The organism is Saccharopolyspora sp. NPDC047091 (assembly GCF_040643635.1).
Classification (GTDB): Bacteria; Actinomycetota; Actinomycetes; order Mycobacteriales; family Pseudonocardiaceae; genus Saccharopolyspora_C.
This window is the reverse complement of record NZ_JBEYUS010000013.1, coordinates 78,470-93,298: the sequence shown is the minus strand read 5'-3', so window position 1 is coordinate 93,298 and position 14,829 is coordinate 78,470. Positions and strand designations below refer to the sequence as shown.

The following is a 14,829-nucleotide window of genomic DNA, read 5'->3' as shown; positions in this document are numbered from 1 at the left end:
TACGATACGGCGGACCCCGCCGTTTCGGTAGCTGGAGGTACCGCCATGCCCGCCGGTCAACGCTCGGACGCCCGGCGCAACCACGCGCGCATCCTCGCCGTCGCCGCCGAGGAGGTCGCCGCCCGCGGCGCCGACGCCTCCCTGGAACGCATCGCCCGCACCGCGGGCGTCGGCTCCGCCACCGTTCGCAGGCACTTCCCCACCCGTCGAGCCCTGCTCGAAGCCGTGTCGCACGACCGCATCGACGACCTGCGCCGCCGTGCCGCCGAGCTGACCGGCGCCCCCGACGGCCGCGCCGCGCTGCTGGAGTGGCTCGGCGAGGTGCTCGCGTACTCGACCGACGTCCGCGGGCTCGCCGCCGCGCTGTCCTACGCGGACGCCGCCGAGCCGGTGCAGGGCAACTCGTGCGCGGCACTGCTGGAGGGCGCGGGCGCGCCGCTGCTCGCGCGGGCCGTGCGGGAAGGGGCGGTCCGGGCCGAGATCGACCTCGCCGACCTGATCACCCTCGTCGTCGGCATCGTGCTCGCCGTCGAGCACCGCGCCGACGCCGCCGCCGAAGCCGAGCGGCTGTTCCGGCTCGCCGTGACCGGACTCGCACCGCAGCGCTGAACCGTCCGGGGAGGGGCGGCTGCGAGACTGGGCGCGGCGGCAGCGAGAATGCTCCGTCGGAGTGCTGCGGTCCACCTAGGAGGAACTGACGTGCGGGATCTGGTGGAGATCGGCATGGGCCGGACGGCCATGCGCGGGTACGAGCTGGACGACATCGAGATCGTCCCGTCCCGGCGGACCCGTTCATCGCAGGACGTGTCGCTGTCGTGGCAGATCGACGCGTACCGGTTCGGCATCCCGCTGGTGACGCACCCGACCGACGCCGTGGTGTCCCCGGCGACGGCGATCCGCGTCGGCGAGCTCGGCGGCCTGGGCGTGCTCAACGCCGAAGGGCTCTGGGCCCGGCACGAGAACGTCGAGGAGCGGCTGTTCGAGGTCGTGCGCGTCGCGGAGGAGAGCGAGGAGCCCACCGCCGCGATCAAGCTGCTGCAGGAGCTGCACGCCGCGCCGGTGCGGCACGACCTGCTCACCCGGGCCATCAAGCAGATCAAGGACTCCGGGGTCACCGTCGCCGCGCGGGTCAGCCCGCAGCACGCCGAAGAGCTCACCCCCGACCTGCTCGCCGCGGGCGTCGAGGTGCTGATGGTGCACGGCACCATCGTCTCCGCCGAGCACGTGGCCCGGGACGGCGAACCGCTCAACCTGAAGCGCTTCATCGCCGACCTCGACGTGCCGGTGATCGCCGGTGGTGTCGGCGACTACCGCACCGCCATGCACCTGATGCGCACCGGCGCGGCCGGCGTGATCGTCGGCTTCGGCGAGTCGATGGCCACCACGACCACCCAGGTGCTGGGCATCGGCGTGCCGATGGCCACCGCCATCGCCGACGCCGCCGCGGCCCGCCGCGACTACCTCGACGAGACCGGCGGCCGGTACGTGCACGTGCTCGCGGACGGCGCGCTGTCCCACTCCGGTGACATCGCCAAGGCCATCGCCTGCGGTGCGGACGCCGTCGTGCTGGGCGAAGCCCTCACCGAAGCGGAGGAGGCGCCGGGCCAGGGCTACTACTGGACCGCGGCCGCCGCGCACCCGAACCTGCCGCGCAGCGAGATCATGGGCTTCACCGGCGCCGGTGTGGACCTGGAGACGCTGCTGTTCGGACCGAGCAGCGACGCGTCCGGCACCATCAACCTGTTCGGCGGGCTGCGGCGCGCGATGGCGAAGACCGGCTACTCGGAGCTCAAGGAGTTCCAGAAGGTCGGCCTGACGCTGCGGCGGTGATCCTGCCGCGCCGCTCCGCGGTCCTGATCGTGCGCGCCCGGTCTGCTCGGCAGGCCGGGCGCCGCTCGTCCTGAACCGGACGGATCGGGCCGAGGGGCGGAAATTCGTCGGCGGGGGAGCGCCGGAAGGTCTAGCTACCCGCGAGTAATGAAGGCTAACGTGTCCGGCATGGCTTCCAGCAACGGTGCTCAGGGTCAGCGCGGTCCGCAGCACTACGACGTCGTCGTGATCGGCTCCGGGTTCGGCGGCAGCGTCGCCGCGCTGCGGCTCACCGAGAAGGGCTACCGGGTGGCCGTGCTGGAAGCGGGCCGCCGCTTCAGCGACGACGAGTTCGCCAAGACCTCCTGGGACCTGCGCCGATTCCTGTGGGCACCGCAGATCGGCTGCTACGGCATCCAGCGCATCCACCTGCTCCGCGACTGCCTCATCCTCGCCGGAGCCGGGGTCGGCGGCGGTTCGCTGGTGTACGCGAACACGCTGTACCGGCCGCTGAAGCCGTTCTACAACGACTCGCAGTGGGCGCACATCACCGACTGGGAGGACGAGCTCTCCCCGCACTACGACCAGGCCAGCCGGATGCTGGGCGTCGTCACCAACCCGACGACCACCCCGTCCGACGTGGTGATGAAGAAGGTCGCCGCCGACATGGGCGTCGGCGACAGCTACCACCCGACGCCGGTCGGCGTGCACTTCGGCGAACCGGGGCGCACCGTCGCCGACCCCTACTTCGGCGGCGCCGGACCGGAGCGCACCGGCTGCACCGAATGCGGCTCGTGCATGACCGGCTGCCGCGTCGGGGCGAAGAACACGCTGGTCAAGAACTACCTGCACCTCGCCGAAGCCGGGGGCGCGGAGGTGTTCCCGCTGACCACCGTGCACCGGCTCGCCGAAGGCCGCGACGGCCGCTGGCGCATCGGCACCCGCCGCACCGGCGCGAAGACCGCGCTCGGCAGCCGGGTGTTCACCGCCGACCAGGTCGTCGTCGCCGCCGGGACCTGGGGCACCCAGAACCTGCTGCACCGGGCGCGGGACCGGGGCGACCTGCCGCGGCTGTCGGCGAAGCTCGGCGAGCTCACCCGCACCAATTCCGAAGCCATCATCGGCGCGCAGGTGCCGCAGCTCGGCGAGCAGGACTACTCCAGCGGCGTCGCCATCACCTCCTCGTTCCACCCCGACGAGGACACCCACATCGAACCCGTCCGCTACGGCAAGGGCAGCAACGCGATGGGGCTGCTGCAGACCTTCCCGACCAAGGGCGACCACCCCGACCCGCGCTGGAAGCAGTGGCTGCGGTTCGTGCGCACCGACCCGCTGAAGGCGCTGAAGATGGCGGTGGTGCGGAACTGGAGCGAGCGCACGATCATCCTGCTGGTGATGCAGAGCCTGGACAACTCGCTGATCACCCGGGTCAAGCGCGGCCTGTTCGGCTCCCGGCTCACCTCCCGGCAAGGCCACGGCGCGCCCAACCCCAGCTTCATCCCCGCCGGTGAGGAGGCCAACGAGCGGGTCGCCGAGCAGATCGGCGGCATCGCGGGCGGCACCTGGGGCGAACTGGTCGACATGCCGATGACCGCGCACTTCATCGGCGGTTGCGCCATCGGGGAGGACGCCGAGCACGGCGTCATCGACCCGTACCACCGGGCCTACGGGCACCCGACGCTGTCGATCGTGGACGGCTCCGCGATCACCGCGAACCTCGGGGTGAACCCGTCGCTGACGATCACCGCGCAGGCGGAGCGGGCGTTCTCGATGTGGCCGAACAAGGGCGAACCGGACCGGCGCGCCGCGCAGGCCGACGGCTACCACCGGATGACCCCGATCGCGCCGAAGCACCCGGCGGTCCCCGCCGAGGCGCCCGCGGCGCTGCGCCTGCCACTGGTCTGACCGGAGCCGCTGCCCGGGCGGTGGGGGCTAGCTGGGATGATGGGTCCCAGCGCACGCATTCGCCTGGAGGTTTCGACGACGTGTCCGGTAACGCCAACACCCCTGACCAGTCCCCGGCATCGGGTCCGCCGCGCGAGGGGAAGGGGCCGGTGCTCGTCGTCGACTACGGCGCCCAGTACGCGCAGCTGATCGCCCGCCGCGTCCGCGAGACGCAGATCTACTCCGAGGTCGTCCCGCACGACACGCCCGTCGAGGAGATCGTCCGCCGCGACCCGGCGGCCCTGGTGCTCTCCGGTGGCCCGTCCAGCGTGTACGCCGCGGACGCCCCGCAGGTCGACCCGGCGCTGTTCGAGGCGGGCGTGCCGGTGTTCGGCATCTGCTACGGGTTCCAGGCCATGACCGCGGCCCTCGGCGGGACGGTGGAGCACACCGGCACCCGCGAGTACGGCCGCACCGAGCTGGAGATCACCGGTGACGGCGGTGCGCTGCACGAGGAACTGCCCGGCCACCACCCGGTGTGGATGAGCCACGGCGACTCGGTCAGCAAGGCCCCCGAGGGCTTCACCGTGACCGCGGGCAGCAAGGACACCCCGGTCGCCGCCTACGAGGACCGGAACCGCCGGCTGGCGGGCGTGCAGTACCACCCGGAGGTCGCGCACTCGCCGCACGGCCAGGAGGTGCTGCGCCGGTTCCTGCACGACATCGCGGGCATCAAGCCGCAGTGGACCACCGCGTCGATCGTGGACGACACCGTCCAGGCGATCCGCGAGCAGGTCGGCGACCGGCGCGCGATCTGCGGACTGTCCGGCGGCGTGGACTCGGCGGTCGCGGGCGCACTCGTGCAGCGCGCCATCGGTGAGCAGCTGACCTGCGTTTTCGTCGACCACGGGCTGCTGCGCGCGGGCGAGCGGGCGCAGGTGGAGCGGGACTTCGTCGCCGCCACCGGCGTCAAGCTGGTGACGGTCGACGCCACCGAGCAGTTCCTGGGCGCGCTGGCCGGGGTCACCGACCCCGAGGAGAAGCGTAAGATCATCGGGCGGGAGTTCATCCGCAGCTTCGAGCAGGCGGCCCGCGACCTGGTGCAGGGCTCCGAAGGCGACGTGGACTTCCTGGTGCAGGGCACCCTGTACCCGGACGTCGTCGAATCCGGCGGCGGCAGCGGCGCGGCGAACATCAAGAGCCACCACAACGTCGGCGGGCTGCCCGACGACCTGCAGTTCGAGCTGGTCGAGCCGCTGCGCGCGCTGTTCAAGGACGAGGTGCGCCGGGTCGGCCTGGAGCTGGGCCTGCCGGAGACCATCGTGCACCGGCAGCCGTTCCCCGGGCCGGGCCTGGGCATCCGGATCATCGGCGAGGTCACCGCGGACCGCCTGGAGACGCTGCGCGCCGCCGACTCGATCGCCCGCGAAGAGCTGACCGCGGCCGGGCTGGACCGCGACATCTGGCAGTGCCCGGTGGTGCTGCTGGCCGACGTCCGCTCGGTGGGCGTGCAGGGCGACGGCCGCACCTACGGGCACCCGGTGGTGCTGCGGCCCGTCTCCAGCGAGGACGCGATGACCGCGGACTGGACCCGACTGCCGTACGACGTGCTGGAGCGGATCTCCACCCGCATCACCAACGAGGTCGCCGAGGTCAACCGGGTCACGCTGGACGTGACGTCGAAGCCGCCGGGCACCATCGAGTGGGAGTGACCGGACTCCGGAGCCACGGGCCGCGCGGAACACCGCGCGGCCCGTTCTCGTTCCCGGGCCGGGACGGCGGTGCTCTCCCGGCAGGCGAACGGGCCGTGCCGCCGGAAGGGAGCCTCGGGTGCGACCGCGTCCGGGGGTGGACGTGCGTGAACGGACCGTCCGTCCAATCGGGTTGGGCGAACGGTCCGTTCACTCGGAGGTCGGGGGCGGAGCCGCGGTGCTGCCGGGATCGGACCGGGGCGCACCGGGCCCGCCTCCACCCGGTTCACGGGCGTCGCGGGCGCGGGTCACGACGCACGTGAGCGGGAATCACTGCTCGACGCGGACCCAGTCGACGAGGTAGCGCGCATTGCCCGCCTTCACCTTGTCCACCGATTCCTGCGGGAGACCGAAATAAGGTTCGGTGACGCCGTTGACGCCGTTCGGGAACTGGCCGCCGAGTGCGAAGTTCAGAATCATGAACTGCGGGTCGTCGTAGACCCAGGTCCAGCCGTTCTGCTCCATTTCGGCCTTGGTGATCTTGTAGATCTCCTTGTCATCGACGAGGAAGGTGATTCCTTCCGGCGTCCAATCGGCCGTGAAGACGTGCCAGTCGCCCGGGTCGGAACCCTCGAATTGCTGCTGCCCGTTGATCGGGGTGTCGCCGTTGTACTCGGGACCGTGCAGCGCGACGCTGGTCCACGGCTCGCCGACGCTCTCCATGATGTCGACCTCGCCGCACTGCGGCCAGTTCACCTCGTCGATGTTGGCGCCCAGCGACCACCACGCCGGCCACAGGCCCTGGCTGGTGCCGCCCTCGGGCAGCTTCACCTTCGCCGAGTAGCGGCCGTAGGTGAACTCGAAGTTGTCCTGGGTGTTGACCCGGCCGGACTGGAAGTCGTAGGTGTTCCCGTCCGGGGCCTGGAAACCGGGAGTGCTGCGCGCGTGCAGGGCGAGTGCGCCGTTCTCGGCGCCGGTGTTCGCGTCGTCGTGATCGATGTAGATCGTCTCGGGCGAGTCCACGTAGGCCTGCTGCTCGGAGTTCACCGTGGTGAAGTTGTCCCCGGTGACCTCGACCTTCCACTTGGAGCGGTCGAGCTGGTCGCCGGAGAAGTCGTCGAAGAACACCTCCTTCTTCGGCGCGGCCGCGGGCTCGGCCGGAGCCGCCACCGCGGAGGTGGCCGAAGAGGTGACGAACGGGAACAGGCACAGCGCGGCGAGGGTCGTTCCTGCCGCCTTGAATCCGGTTCGGGGCACGAGAAGTCTCCTTCGGGGGGACGTTGAAGGATGAGAGCGCTCTCAACGGGACAGGCTGCTCACCTGAAACGTTCCGGTAAAGGCTATATCGATGCAGTCCGGAACTGATTAGGCCGATCGGCTGCTATTCGCCGCTCAACGGGACCCGGTTGCGCAATTCGAGGTACTGAATATCGCCGTTTTTGCCAGTTGCGGCGAGCGCGTGATCACGGTTCGAAGTCGGGCGAATGCGATTGGTTCGTTCCCATTATTCCTGCCCGCGGATTGCGAAGATCAATTGCGCGGGAGTCGCGCGGGCTCGCGGCGGATCGGTACCACCGGCAGCGCTTCGCGGGGCGGAATCACCGGCCGCGGTGTGGCGACCGGCCGTTGCGCCGAGACCGGCCGGAGTGCTGAGACCAGCCGGAGTGCCGAGACCGGCCGGAGTGCCGAAACCGGTCGCAACGTCCAGAGGGTCCGCAGCGCCCGAGGGAGTCGGCCGCGCCCGGCAGGGTCCGCCGCGCCAAGACCGCCCACGCGCCAAGACCGCCCACGCGCCACACGCCACCACCGCCCGCGCCACCACCGCCCGCGCCACCACCGAGGCGGCAGCGCGGGCAGCGGTCAGCGATTCAGCGGCGGCGCATCGACGCGATGAGCAGGAAGATCCCCACCACCACCGCCAGCCCGGCCAGCGACCACTCGATCCAGAAGTCCCGCGTACCGCCCAGCAGCACCGACGCCGAGATCATCAGCGCCACCGCGCCGGAAGCCAGCAGCATCGTGTCCGGCGACTGCGCACGCCTCTCGTTCTGCTCAGCCACGGAGCACCTCCACCATTCCTTCGGTCACGGACGCGTTCACGGTGAGGTGGCCGGCGCCTACCCCGTCCGCACCGGGATCCTCGATGTCGAGCCGGGCGGACCCGTCCCCGTGCTCCTGGTCGCCGAGGCAGTTCACCGAGCCGCTCTCGGCGGTGCACGACGCGGTGACGTCCAGGTCCCGCGGGAGCAGCACCCGCACCTGGCCGTCGCCGACCTCCGCGGTGGTCTCGATCCGCTCGTTCCCGCTGAGCCGCAGCTGCCGCAGGTCCAAGGTCAACGTGCCGTGCTCCAGGTAGGGGTAGTTGTCCTGCAGCCCGGCGGAGGTCGTCGCGACCACCCGCTGGTCCTGGACCGGTTCCCGCGCCTCGTCGTGCGCCGGGCCCAGCAGCAGCGCCAGCGCCCCCACCGGTAGCGCGAACGCGATGAGTGCCCGCCCGCCGTGCAGGAACGCGGCGGCCAGCATGCCCGCGCCGAGCACGCCCAGCGCAACCGCGAGCGCCTCCCCGGGACCACCACCCGCGATCAGCACCGCGCCACCGGCGAGCACGGCCAGCCCCAGCGCGAGCCAGGTGATCCAGGTCCGCTTCTGCGGTGGCTCCTCCGGCTCCGCCCCCGGGCTCGGCAGGTCCCAGGCGAACGGCGCGGCGCCCAGCGGGTCCCAGGACGGCGGTTCGGTGCGCTGCTGGGCGCCCGGGTACACCCAGGTGTTCTCCCCGGACGGGGTCGCCGTCGCGCTCATCGCCGGTTCGGGCGGTGCGGCGGTCGCGGCCGTCGCGGCCGGAGCCGAGACCTGCCGGTCCCGGTAGCCGCGGTGCAGCAGGTACAGCCCGCCGAACGCGGCCCCGAACACCAGCCAGCCGTGCGGGTAGAGCATGGACAGCGCGGTGGGAATCCCGATCAGCACCAGCAACGCCATCCCGGCCAGCCAGCGGAACCGGCTGGTGCTCGGCGCGTCCGGATCGGACGGCAGCAGCAGCCACAGCAGCAGGTACAGGGCGAGCCCCCCGCCGCCCGGGATGGTGGCGACCACGAACGCCACCCGCAGCAGCACCGGATCGATGCCGTAGCGCCGCCCGATCGCGCCGCACACCCCGCCGAGCTTGCGGTCCCGGCGCAATCGCGCGGGCCGCGTCTCCCACATCTCCCGGAGGGTGTCGCCGACGTCGTCATTCCCACTCATGCGTCCACTATCGAGCCGAGCCGTGCGGCGGGACATCGGGGACGCCCCTGAGCGCGGCCCGGAACGCCCTGGGAATTCCCCGATGCGGTTGATCACCCGCGCGTGTGACCATCGCAGGGTGAAGAACCGGTACCAGCGGAAACAGGATCGCGAGTCGCGGCGGGCGCGCGCGCAGCAGGCCGCCGCGCCCACCTGGGGCGATCGGCGGGAGGACGCCGTCCGCGCTCCGCACCCGGGGTTCGCCGCACCTGGCCAGGCCGCGCCGGGGCAGGGGACACCCGACCGGACCGCGCCGATCCGGACCGCGCCCGGCCAGGTCGAGCCGGGGCAGGCCGTGCCGGGCCGGACGGCACCGGGGCAAGCCGCACCCGGCCAGCCCGCACCCGGCCAGCCCGCACCGATCCGGACCGCGCAGCCCCCGCGGTTCTCGCCCGGCGCGGTCGAGCCGGACACGAGCCCGTTCCACCTGGACCCGGACCGGCCCACCGACCCGCACGGCCACCTGGCCCGGGACACCGCTGACGCCGCCCGCCCGCCGACGCTGTACCGGCGGCGGGGCGGCAGGCTCGTCGCCGGGATCTGCGGCGGGCTCGCCGACCACCTCGGGGTGTCGGTGCTGTGGGTCCGCGCCGCGTTCGCGTTGCTCGCCGCGTTCGGCGGGGCCGGGGTGCTCGGCTACGGGCTGCTGTGGATCTTCGTGCCGCAGAGCGGCGGGAACGAACCGCCGATGTCCGACCGGGAGCGCCAGCAGGGCCTCGGGCTGATCATCCTCGGCCTGGGGCTCGCGGTCGCCGTCGGACTGCTCGGCATCCTGCCCGGCTGGCTCACCGGCCCGTTCGGGGTCGCGATGGTGGGCGCCGCCGTGGTGTGGCGCGAGGCCGACGAGTCGCAGCGGCGGCGCTGGCGGGAAGGCGCGCGCTCCGGAGTGGCGGGCGCGGTGCTCGGCGGTGGCGGGCGGGCCGCGGTGGTGCGGATCGTGTCCGGCGCCGCGCTCGTCGTGATCGGCGCGGTGGTGTTCCTCGCCGGGTCGGCCAGCGTGAGCGACCTCCAGTTCGCGCTGCTGTCCACGGTGACCGCGCTGGTCGGCGCCGCGGTGCTCACCGTGCCCTGGTGGGTGCGGCTGATGCGGGACCTCGACGTGGAACGGGCCGGTCGGGTCCGCTCCCAGGAACGCGCCGAGATCGCCGCGCACCTGCACGATTCGGTGCTGCAGACGCTGGCGCTGATCCAGAAGCAGGCCGGTTCGGAGCGCGAGGTGCGGCGGCTCGCGCGCGGCCAGGAGCGGGAGCTGCGGACCTGGCTCTACGGCCCCGGCGGCTACGGCCGCGGCGACGACGCCGAACCGGAGAGCCCGGCCGCGGAACCGGGGCCGATGCTGTCCGCGCAGCTCACCAGGGCCTGCGGCGAGGTGGAGGACGCCTTCGCGATCACCGTGGGGCAGGTCGTCGTCGGCGACTGCGAGCTGGACGAGGCCCTCACCGCGCAGCTCGCCGCGGCCAGGGAAGCCGTGGTGAACGCCGCCAAGCACGCCGGGGTCGCCGAGGTCAGCGTGTACGCCGAGGTCGAACCCGAGCAGGTGTCGATCTTCGTGCGGGACCGCGGCACCGGCTTCGACCCCGACCGCGTGTCGGCGGACCGGCACGGGATCGCCGATTCGATCCGGGGCAGGATGGAGCGCAACGGCGGCTCGGTCCGCATCAGGACCGCGCCCGGCTCCGGCACCGAAGTGCAGATGGACATGCCGCGCAAGGCCCGCCGATGACCCGGCGGCCGGTGGAGGAGGAGAACGTGACCAGCGAAGCAGCAGACCAGCGCCCGGTGCGGGTGTTCCTGGTCGACGACCACGCGTTGTTCCGCTCCGGCGTGCGCGCCGAGCTCGCCGCCGCGCCCGACCAGGTCGAGGTCGTCGGCGAGGCGGGTTCGGTCGCCGAGGCCGCCGCGGGCATCGCGCACTACCGGCCGCAGGTGGTGCTCCTCGACGTGCACATGCCCGACGGCGGCGGTGCCGAGGTGCTGCGGCGGGTCCGCGGCGAGCAGCCGGACGTCGTGTTCCTCGCGCTGTCCGTCTCGGACGCCGCGGAGGACGTGATCGCGGTGATCCGCGGTGGGGCGCGCGGCTACGTCACCAAGACGATCTCCGGCCGGGAGCTCGCGGACGCGGTGTGCCGGGTGGCGGCCGGGGATCCGGTGTTCTCGCCGCGGCTCGCGGGGTTCGTGCTGGACGCGTTCTCGCAGGGGCCGAACTCGGCGCCGGTGGGCGACCCGGAGCTGGACCTGCTCACCCCGCGGGAGCGGGACGTGCTGCGGCTGCTCGCGCGGGGCTACGCGTACAAGGAGATCGCCGCCGAGCTGTTCATCTCGGTGAAGACGGTGGAGACGCACGTGTCGAGCGTGCTGCGCAAGACGCAGCTGTCGAACCGCTACGAGCTGTCCCGGTGGGCGAGCGACCGCAGGCTCGTCTGACCCGAGCGGCGCGGGTGAACGGCCCCGGACGAACGGGCCGTTCACCTCCGGCTCGGTGATCACTTCATCGGGTGCTCGGTGGCGAGGTCGGCGTACGGGGCGCGGGCCGGTGCCTTCCGGGCCGGACGGTTCCGGGTGAGCGCCACGCCCGCCAGCACCAGGCCGATGCCGAGCAGCACTCGCCAGCTCGGCTGCTCGCCCAGCACCAGCCATCCGAGCAGCACCGACACCACCGGCATCAGGTAGGTGACCGTCGAAGCGACCGTCGCGCCCTCATCGGCGATGAGCCGGTAGTTCAGCGCGAACCCCACGCCGGTGCCGAACACCCCGAGCACCGCCACCGCCAGCAGCGCCACCGCGTCGAACCGCACCGCGGGCAGCCCCTCCAGCGGGAGCACCAGCGCCGCCAGCCCGGCCGCCGCGACCAGCTGCAGCGCCGCCAGCACCGGCGCGGGCGCTCCCGTCCCGGTCAGCTTCCGGCCGATGTGCACGTAGCCGACGCCGTAGCTGGCCGCCGCCGCGAGGCAGGCGAACACCCCGGCCCCGGCCGACGCGCCCTGCCACGGCGCGAGGATCAGCAGCACCCCGCCGAACCCGACGGCCAGCCCGCCGAGCATCCGCGGCGAGATCCCGCTGCGCGCCCCCAGGAGGTACCCGAACAGCAGCGTCCACAGCGGGGTCGTCGCGTTCACCGCCCCCGCCAGCCCCGAGTCCACGGTCCGCTCGCCGACGCCGAGCAGCACCCACGGCAGCGCGCTCGCGAAGAACCCGGCGACGACGACGTGCGGCAGCAGCCGCCGGTCCAGCCGCACCGGCAGCCCGCGCACCGCGCAGAGCACCACCAGCACCGCCGCGCCGAGCGCGATGCGGGTGAACGCCACCTGCGCCGGGGACATCGCGGTCAGCGCCACCTTGATCAGCAGGAAGCTCGCGCCCCACAGCAGCGCGAGCACGCCGAGCCGCAGGTGGCTCGTCCGGTGGTTCATCGTGTCTCCCTCGGTCGCGGGGCGGTTCCGGGAACCACGATCCGAGAGCCGACGTGTAAGGACAAGCGAAATAATCTGAAGTGAAGTTTCAGATTTGCTGTACTGTCGGGCCATGTTGGACGCCCGCCGCATGCAGGTCCTCCGCGCCGTCGTCAGCGGCGGCTCGATCAGCAGCGCCGCCACGAACCTCGGCTACACGCCCTCCGCGATCAGCCAGCAGATCGCCACCCTCGAACGGGAGGCGGGCACCGCGCTGCTGGAGAAGGTCGGCCGCGGCGTGCGGCCCACCGCCGCCGGGCGGCTGCTCGCCGAACGCGCCGCCGACCTCGCCGGGCTGCTCGCCGACACCGACGCGGAACTCGACGACCTGCGCGCCGGCCGCACCGGACGGCTGCGGCTGCGCTACTTCACCTCGGCCGGGGTCGGGCTCGTCCCGCCCGTCGTGGCGAAGTTCCGCGCCGAGCACCCCGACGTGCGGCTCGACCTGAAGATGATCGACGACGGCATCCTCGGCGACGTCGCCACCGGTGCCGCCGACCTCGCCGTGATCGTCGTCGGCCGGGAACCGCCGCAGGCGCGCGGCGTCCGGATCGAGCACCTCGTCGACGAGCCGTACCGCGTGCTGCTGCCGCAGGGGCATCCGCTGTGCCAGGAGGAGGAGATCGACCTCGCCCGGCTCGCGGGCGAACCGTGGGTGCTGGAGGCGCTGGGCGACGGGCCGTGCGCCGAATCGCTGCGGGACGCCTTCGACTCGGCCGGGTTCACGCCGCGGCTGGAGCTGGAGACCGGCGGGGACTACGCGGCGCAGGGGTTCGTCGCGGCCGGGCTCGGCATCGGGCTGCAACCGCGGCTCGCGCTCGGCGTGCTGCACCCCGGCGTCGTGGTCCGGCCGGTGCGGCGGCCCGAACCGGTGCGGCGCATCCACATCGCGGTGCGGGAGACGATCGCCGACCAGCCGGCCACCCGGTCGCTGCTCGCGGCGCTGCGCGACACCGCGCGGGCGTGATCGGGCGCGTGCGTGATCGGGCGCGAGCCGGGCGGCGGACGGTCCGGTGGCGGGACCGCCGGGCTCAGACCCGGGAATCGCTGTTGATCAGTGCTTCGCCGTCGCGGGCCACCATGCCCAGCAGGTGGCGTTCCTTGCTGGTCTTGCCGTCCTTCTCGAACTCCAGGATCACCAGCACCTTCGCGCCGATGACCTTCGGGCCCGAGGTGATCTTGACGTCGTCGACGGACTTCCAGAACGACTCGTAGCTGTCCTTGCCCGCCGCCTGCATGTCCGGGCCCAGCAGCGACCAGGACTTGTCGAGGTCGTCGGGGACGGACGAGAAGTAGGTCTTCACCGCGTTCTCGATCTCATCCTTGGACGGCTGCTCGTCCTTCTTCTCGCTGGAGGTCGTCGTGGGCGTGCTGCTCGTCGTGGTCGGCGCGGCCGAGGACGTCGGCGCGGACGTCGTCGGCGGTGCGGTCGTCGTCGACACGGGATCCGCGGGCGCCATCGGCTCGGAAGCGGGCGGCGGCTCCGACTGCGGGGAACGCTGGTTCCCGGCGCCGAACGCGCTCGCCGTCAGCACCCCGACCAGCACCGCCACCAGCAGCGCCGCCGCCCACAGCAGCACCGCCTTGCGCGAGGTGCCGCTCCCGGAGGGCTCGGACACCGCGGTCTGCCCGACCTGGGTCGGCGGGTTGCCCGCGCCCGCGGGCACCGCCGCGCCCACCCGGGTCGGCTGCGCCTGCTGCGGCCTGCCCTGCGGGGCGGCCGCCGGGCGCTGCCAGCCCCCGGCCGGCGTGGAACCGCCGGGCAGCGGACGTCCCTCCGCCACCGCCAGCAGCATGCTCCGGGTCTGCGCCATCGTCGGCCGGTCCACCGGGTCCGGCTGCAGCAGCTGCATCAGCGCCGGGGCCAGCGGGCCCGCCTGCCGCGGCGGCTCCACCTGACCGCGCGCCACCCGGTGCAGCAGGCTGATCGCGTTCTCGTCGGTGCCGAACGGGGGCTCGCCCTCCACCGCCGCGTACAGCGTCGCGCCCAGCGAGAACACGTCCGAGGCGGGAGCCGGGTCGCGGCCCAGCGCCACCTCCGGCGACAGGTACGCCGGGGTCCCCGCGAGGATGCCGCTCTTGGTCACCGCCACGTCGCCGATGGCGCGGGAGATGCCGAAGTCGGTGATCTTGGCGATGCCGTTGTCGCCGAGCAGGATGTTCCCCGGCTTCAAGTCGCGGTGCACGATGCCCGCCATGTGCGCCGCCGCCAGCGCGCCCGCGACCTGCGAGCCGATCCGGGCCACCGACTGCGGCGGCAGCACGCCCTGCTCGCTGAGCACCGTCGCCAGGCTCTGCGACGGCAGGTACTCCATCACGAGCACCGGCTGGCCCTCGTCCTCGGCCACGTCGAACACCACGATGGCGTTCTGGTGCTGCAGCCGGGCGGCGATGCGGCCTTCGCGCATCGAGCGCTGCCGCGCCTCCTCGGTCTCCTCATCGGTGTAACCGGGCTGGAGCAGCAGCTGCTTGACCGCGACGGTGCGGTGCAGCCGCTCGTCGACCGCGCGCCACACGATGCCCATGGCGCCGCTGCCGATCCGCTTCTCCAACCGGTAACGGCCCGTGATCAAACGGCCCTCGGCGCTCACAGGTCTCTCCTGATGCTGGGGTGCTGGCGGCTAGGACGGTACTGACCGGGCCCCCGAGACCGGCTCGTGCTCATCGGCCCCACGTTACTGGTGGGCGACTGGGGGAACGCACCAGGTCGGGGTGAA

Annotated in this window: 12 protein-coding genes; 7 read left to right on the top strand and 5 right to left on the bottom strand. The window is 72.9% G+C overall.

The annotated features are described in order from the left end of the window. Positions 1-45 precede the first annotated feature (45 nt). From ABZ805_RS09150 to guaA, 4 genes are all read left to right on the top strand, one after another. Positions 46-609 carry a TetR family transcriptional regulator gene (locus ABZ805_RS09150; RefSeq protein WP_358436644.1) on the top strand — a complete coding sequence of 188 codons (564 nt, stop codon included), beginning with the start codon at positions 46-48 and terminating at the stop codon, positions 607-609. 90 nt (positions 610-699) lie between these two features. Then, positions 700-1,830: a GuaB3 family IMP dehydrogenase-related protein gene (locus tag ABZ805_RS09145; RefSeq protein WP_358436641.1), complete on the top strand. Its 1,131-nt coding sequence runs from the start codon at positions 700-702 to the stop codon at positions 1,828-1,830. A 168-nt stretch (positions 1,831-1,998) separates the two neighbouring features. After that, the gene (locus tag ABZ805_RS09140) at positions 1,999-3,714 is read left to right on the top strand and encodes a GMC family oxidoreductase (RefSeq protein ID WP_358436638.1); all 1,716 of its coding nucleotides are present in this window, start codon (positions 1,999-2,001) and stop codon (positions 3,712-3,714) included. A gap of 149 nt (positions 3,715-3,863) precedes the next feature. Next, complete coding sequence (guaA, locus tag ABZ805_RS09135; protein WP_358436683.1) at positions 3,864-5,405, top strand: glutamine-hydrolyzing GMP synthase; 1,542 nt, start codon at positions 3,864-3,866, stop codon at positions 5,403-5,405. A 309-nt stretch (positions 5,406-5,714) separates the two neighbouring features. Here guaA and ABZ805_RS09130 read toward each other — a convergent pair whose 3' ends face one another. The 3 genes from ABZ805_RS09130 to ABZ805_RS09120 all read right to left on the bottom strand — a co-directional run bounded on the left by ABZ805_RS09130 (position 5,715) and on the right by ABZ805_RS09120 (position 8,624). Beyond that, entirely contained in the window at positions 5,715-6,641 is a 927-nt protein-coding gene (locus ABZ805_RS09130; RefSeq protein ID WP_358436635.1) for a glycoside hydrolase family 16 protein, read from the bottom strand. 611 nt (positions 6,642-7,252) lie between these two features. Further along, entirely contained in the window at positions 7,253-7,444 is a 192-nt protein-coding gene (locus ABZ805_RS09125; protein ID WP_358436632.1) for a hypothetical protein, read from the bottom strand. Beyond that, entirely contained in the window at positions 7,437-8,624 is a 1,188-nt protein-coding gene (locus ABZ805_RS09120) for a PspC domain-containing protein (RefSeq protein ID WP_358436629.1), read from the bottom strand. The genes ABZ805_RS09125 and ABZ805_RS09120 overlap by 8 nt, the downstream gene beginning before the upstream one ends. Before the next feature lie 502 nt (positions 8,625-9,126). On the opposite strand from ABZ805_RS09120, the gene ABZ805_RS09115 reads away from it, so the two are divergent. Next, complete coding sequence (locus ABZ805_RS09115) at positions 9,127-10,386, top strand: PspC domain-containing protein (RefSeq protein WP_358436681.1); 1,260 nt, start codon at positions 9,127-9,129, stop codon at positions 10,384-10,386. Next, the gene (locus ABZ805_RS09110; protein ID WP_358436626.1) at positions 10,383-11,087 is read left to right on the top strand and encodes a response regulator transcription factor; all 705 of its coding nucleotides are present in this window, start codon (positions 10,383-10,385) and stop codon (positions 11,085-11,087) included. The genes ABZ805_RS09115 and ABZ805_RS09110 overlap by 4 nt, the downstream gene beginning before the upstream one ends. Positions 11,088-11,146: 59 nt before the next feature. On the opposite strand, the gene ABZ805_RS09105 is transcribed toward ABZ805_RS09110, so the two are convergent. Next, positions 11,147-12,073 (bottom strand): DMT family transporter, encoded by a 927-nt coding sequence (locus tag ABZ805_RS09105; protein WP_358436623.1) that lies wholly within the window; start codon positions 12,071-12,073, stop codon positions 11,147-11,149. Between the two features lie 112 nt (positions 12,074-12,185). Between ABZ805_RS09105 and ABZ805_RS09100 the strand changes: the two genes are divergently transcribed. After that, positions 12,186-13,079, top strand: coding sequence for a LysR family transcriptional regulator (locus tag ABZ805_RS09100; protein WP_358436620.1), 894 nt, complete (start codon positions 12,186-12,188; stop codon positions 13,077-13,079). Positions 13,080-13,143: 64 nt separating this feature from the next. Here ABZ805_RS09100 and ABZ805_RS09095 read toward each other — a convergent pair whose 3' ends face one another. Next, positions 13,144-14,703, bottom strand: a complete 1,560-nt coding sequence (locus ABZ805_RS09095; RefSeq protein WP_358436617.1) for a protein kinase — start codon at positions 14,701-14,703, stop codon at positions 13,144-13,146. Positions 14,704-14,829: the final 126 nt, after the last annotated feature.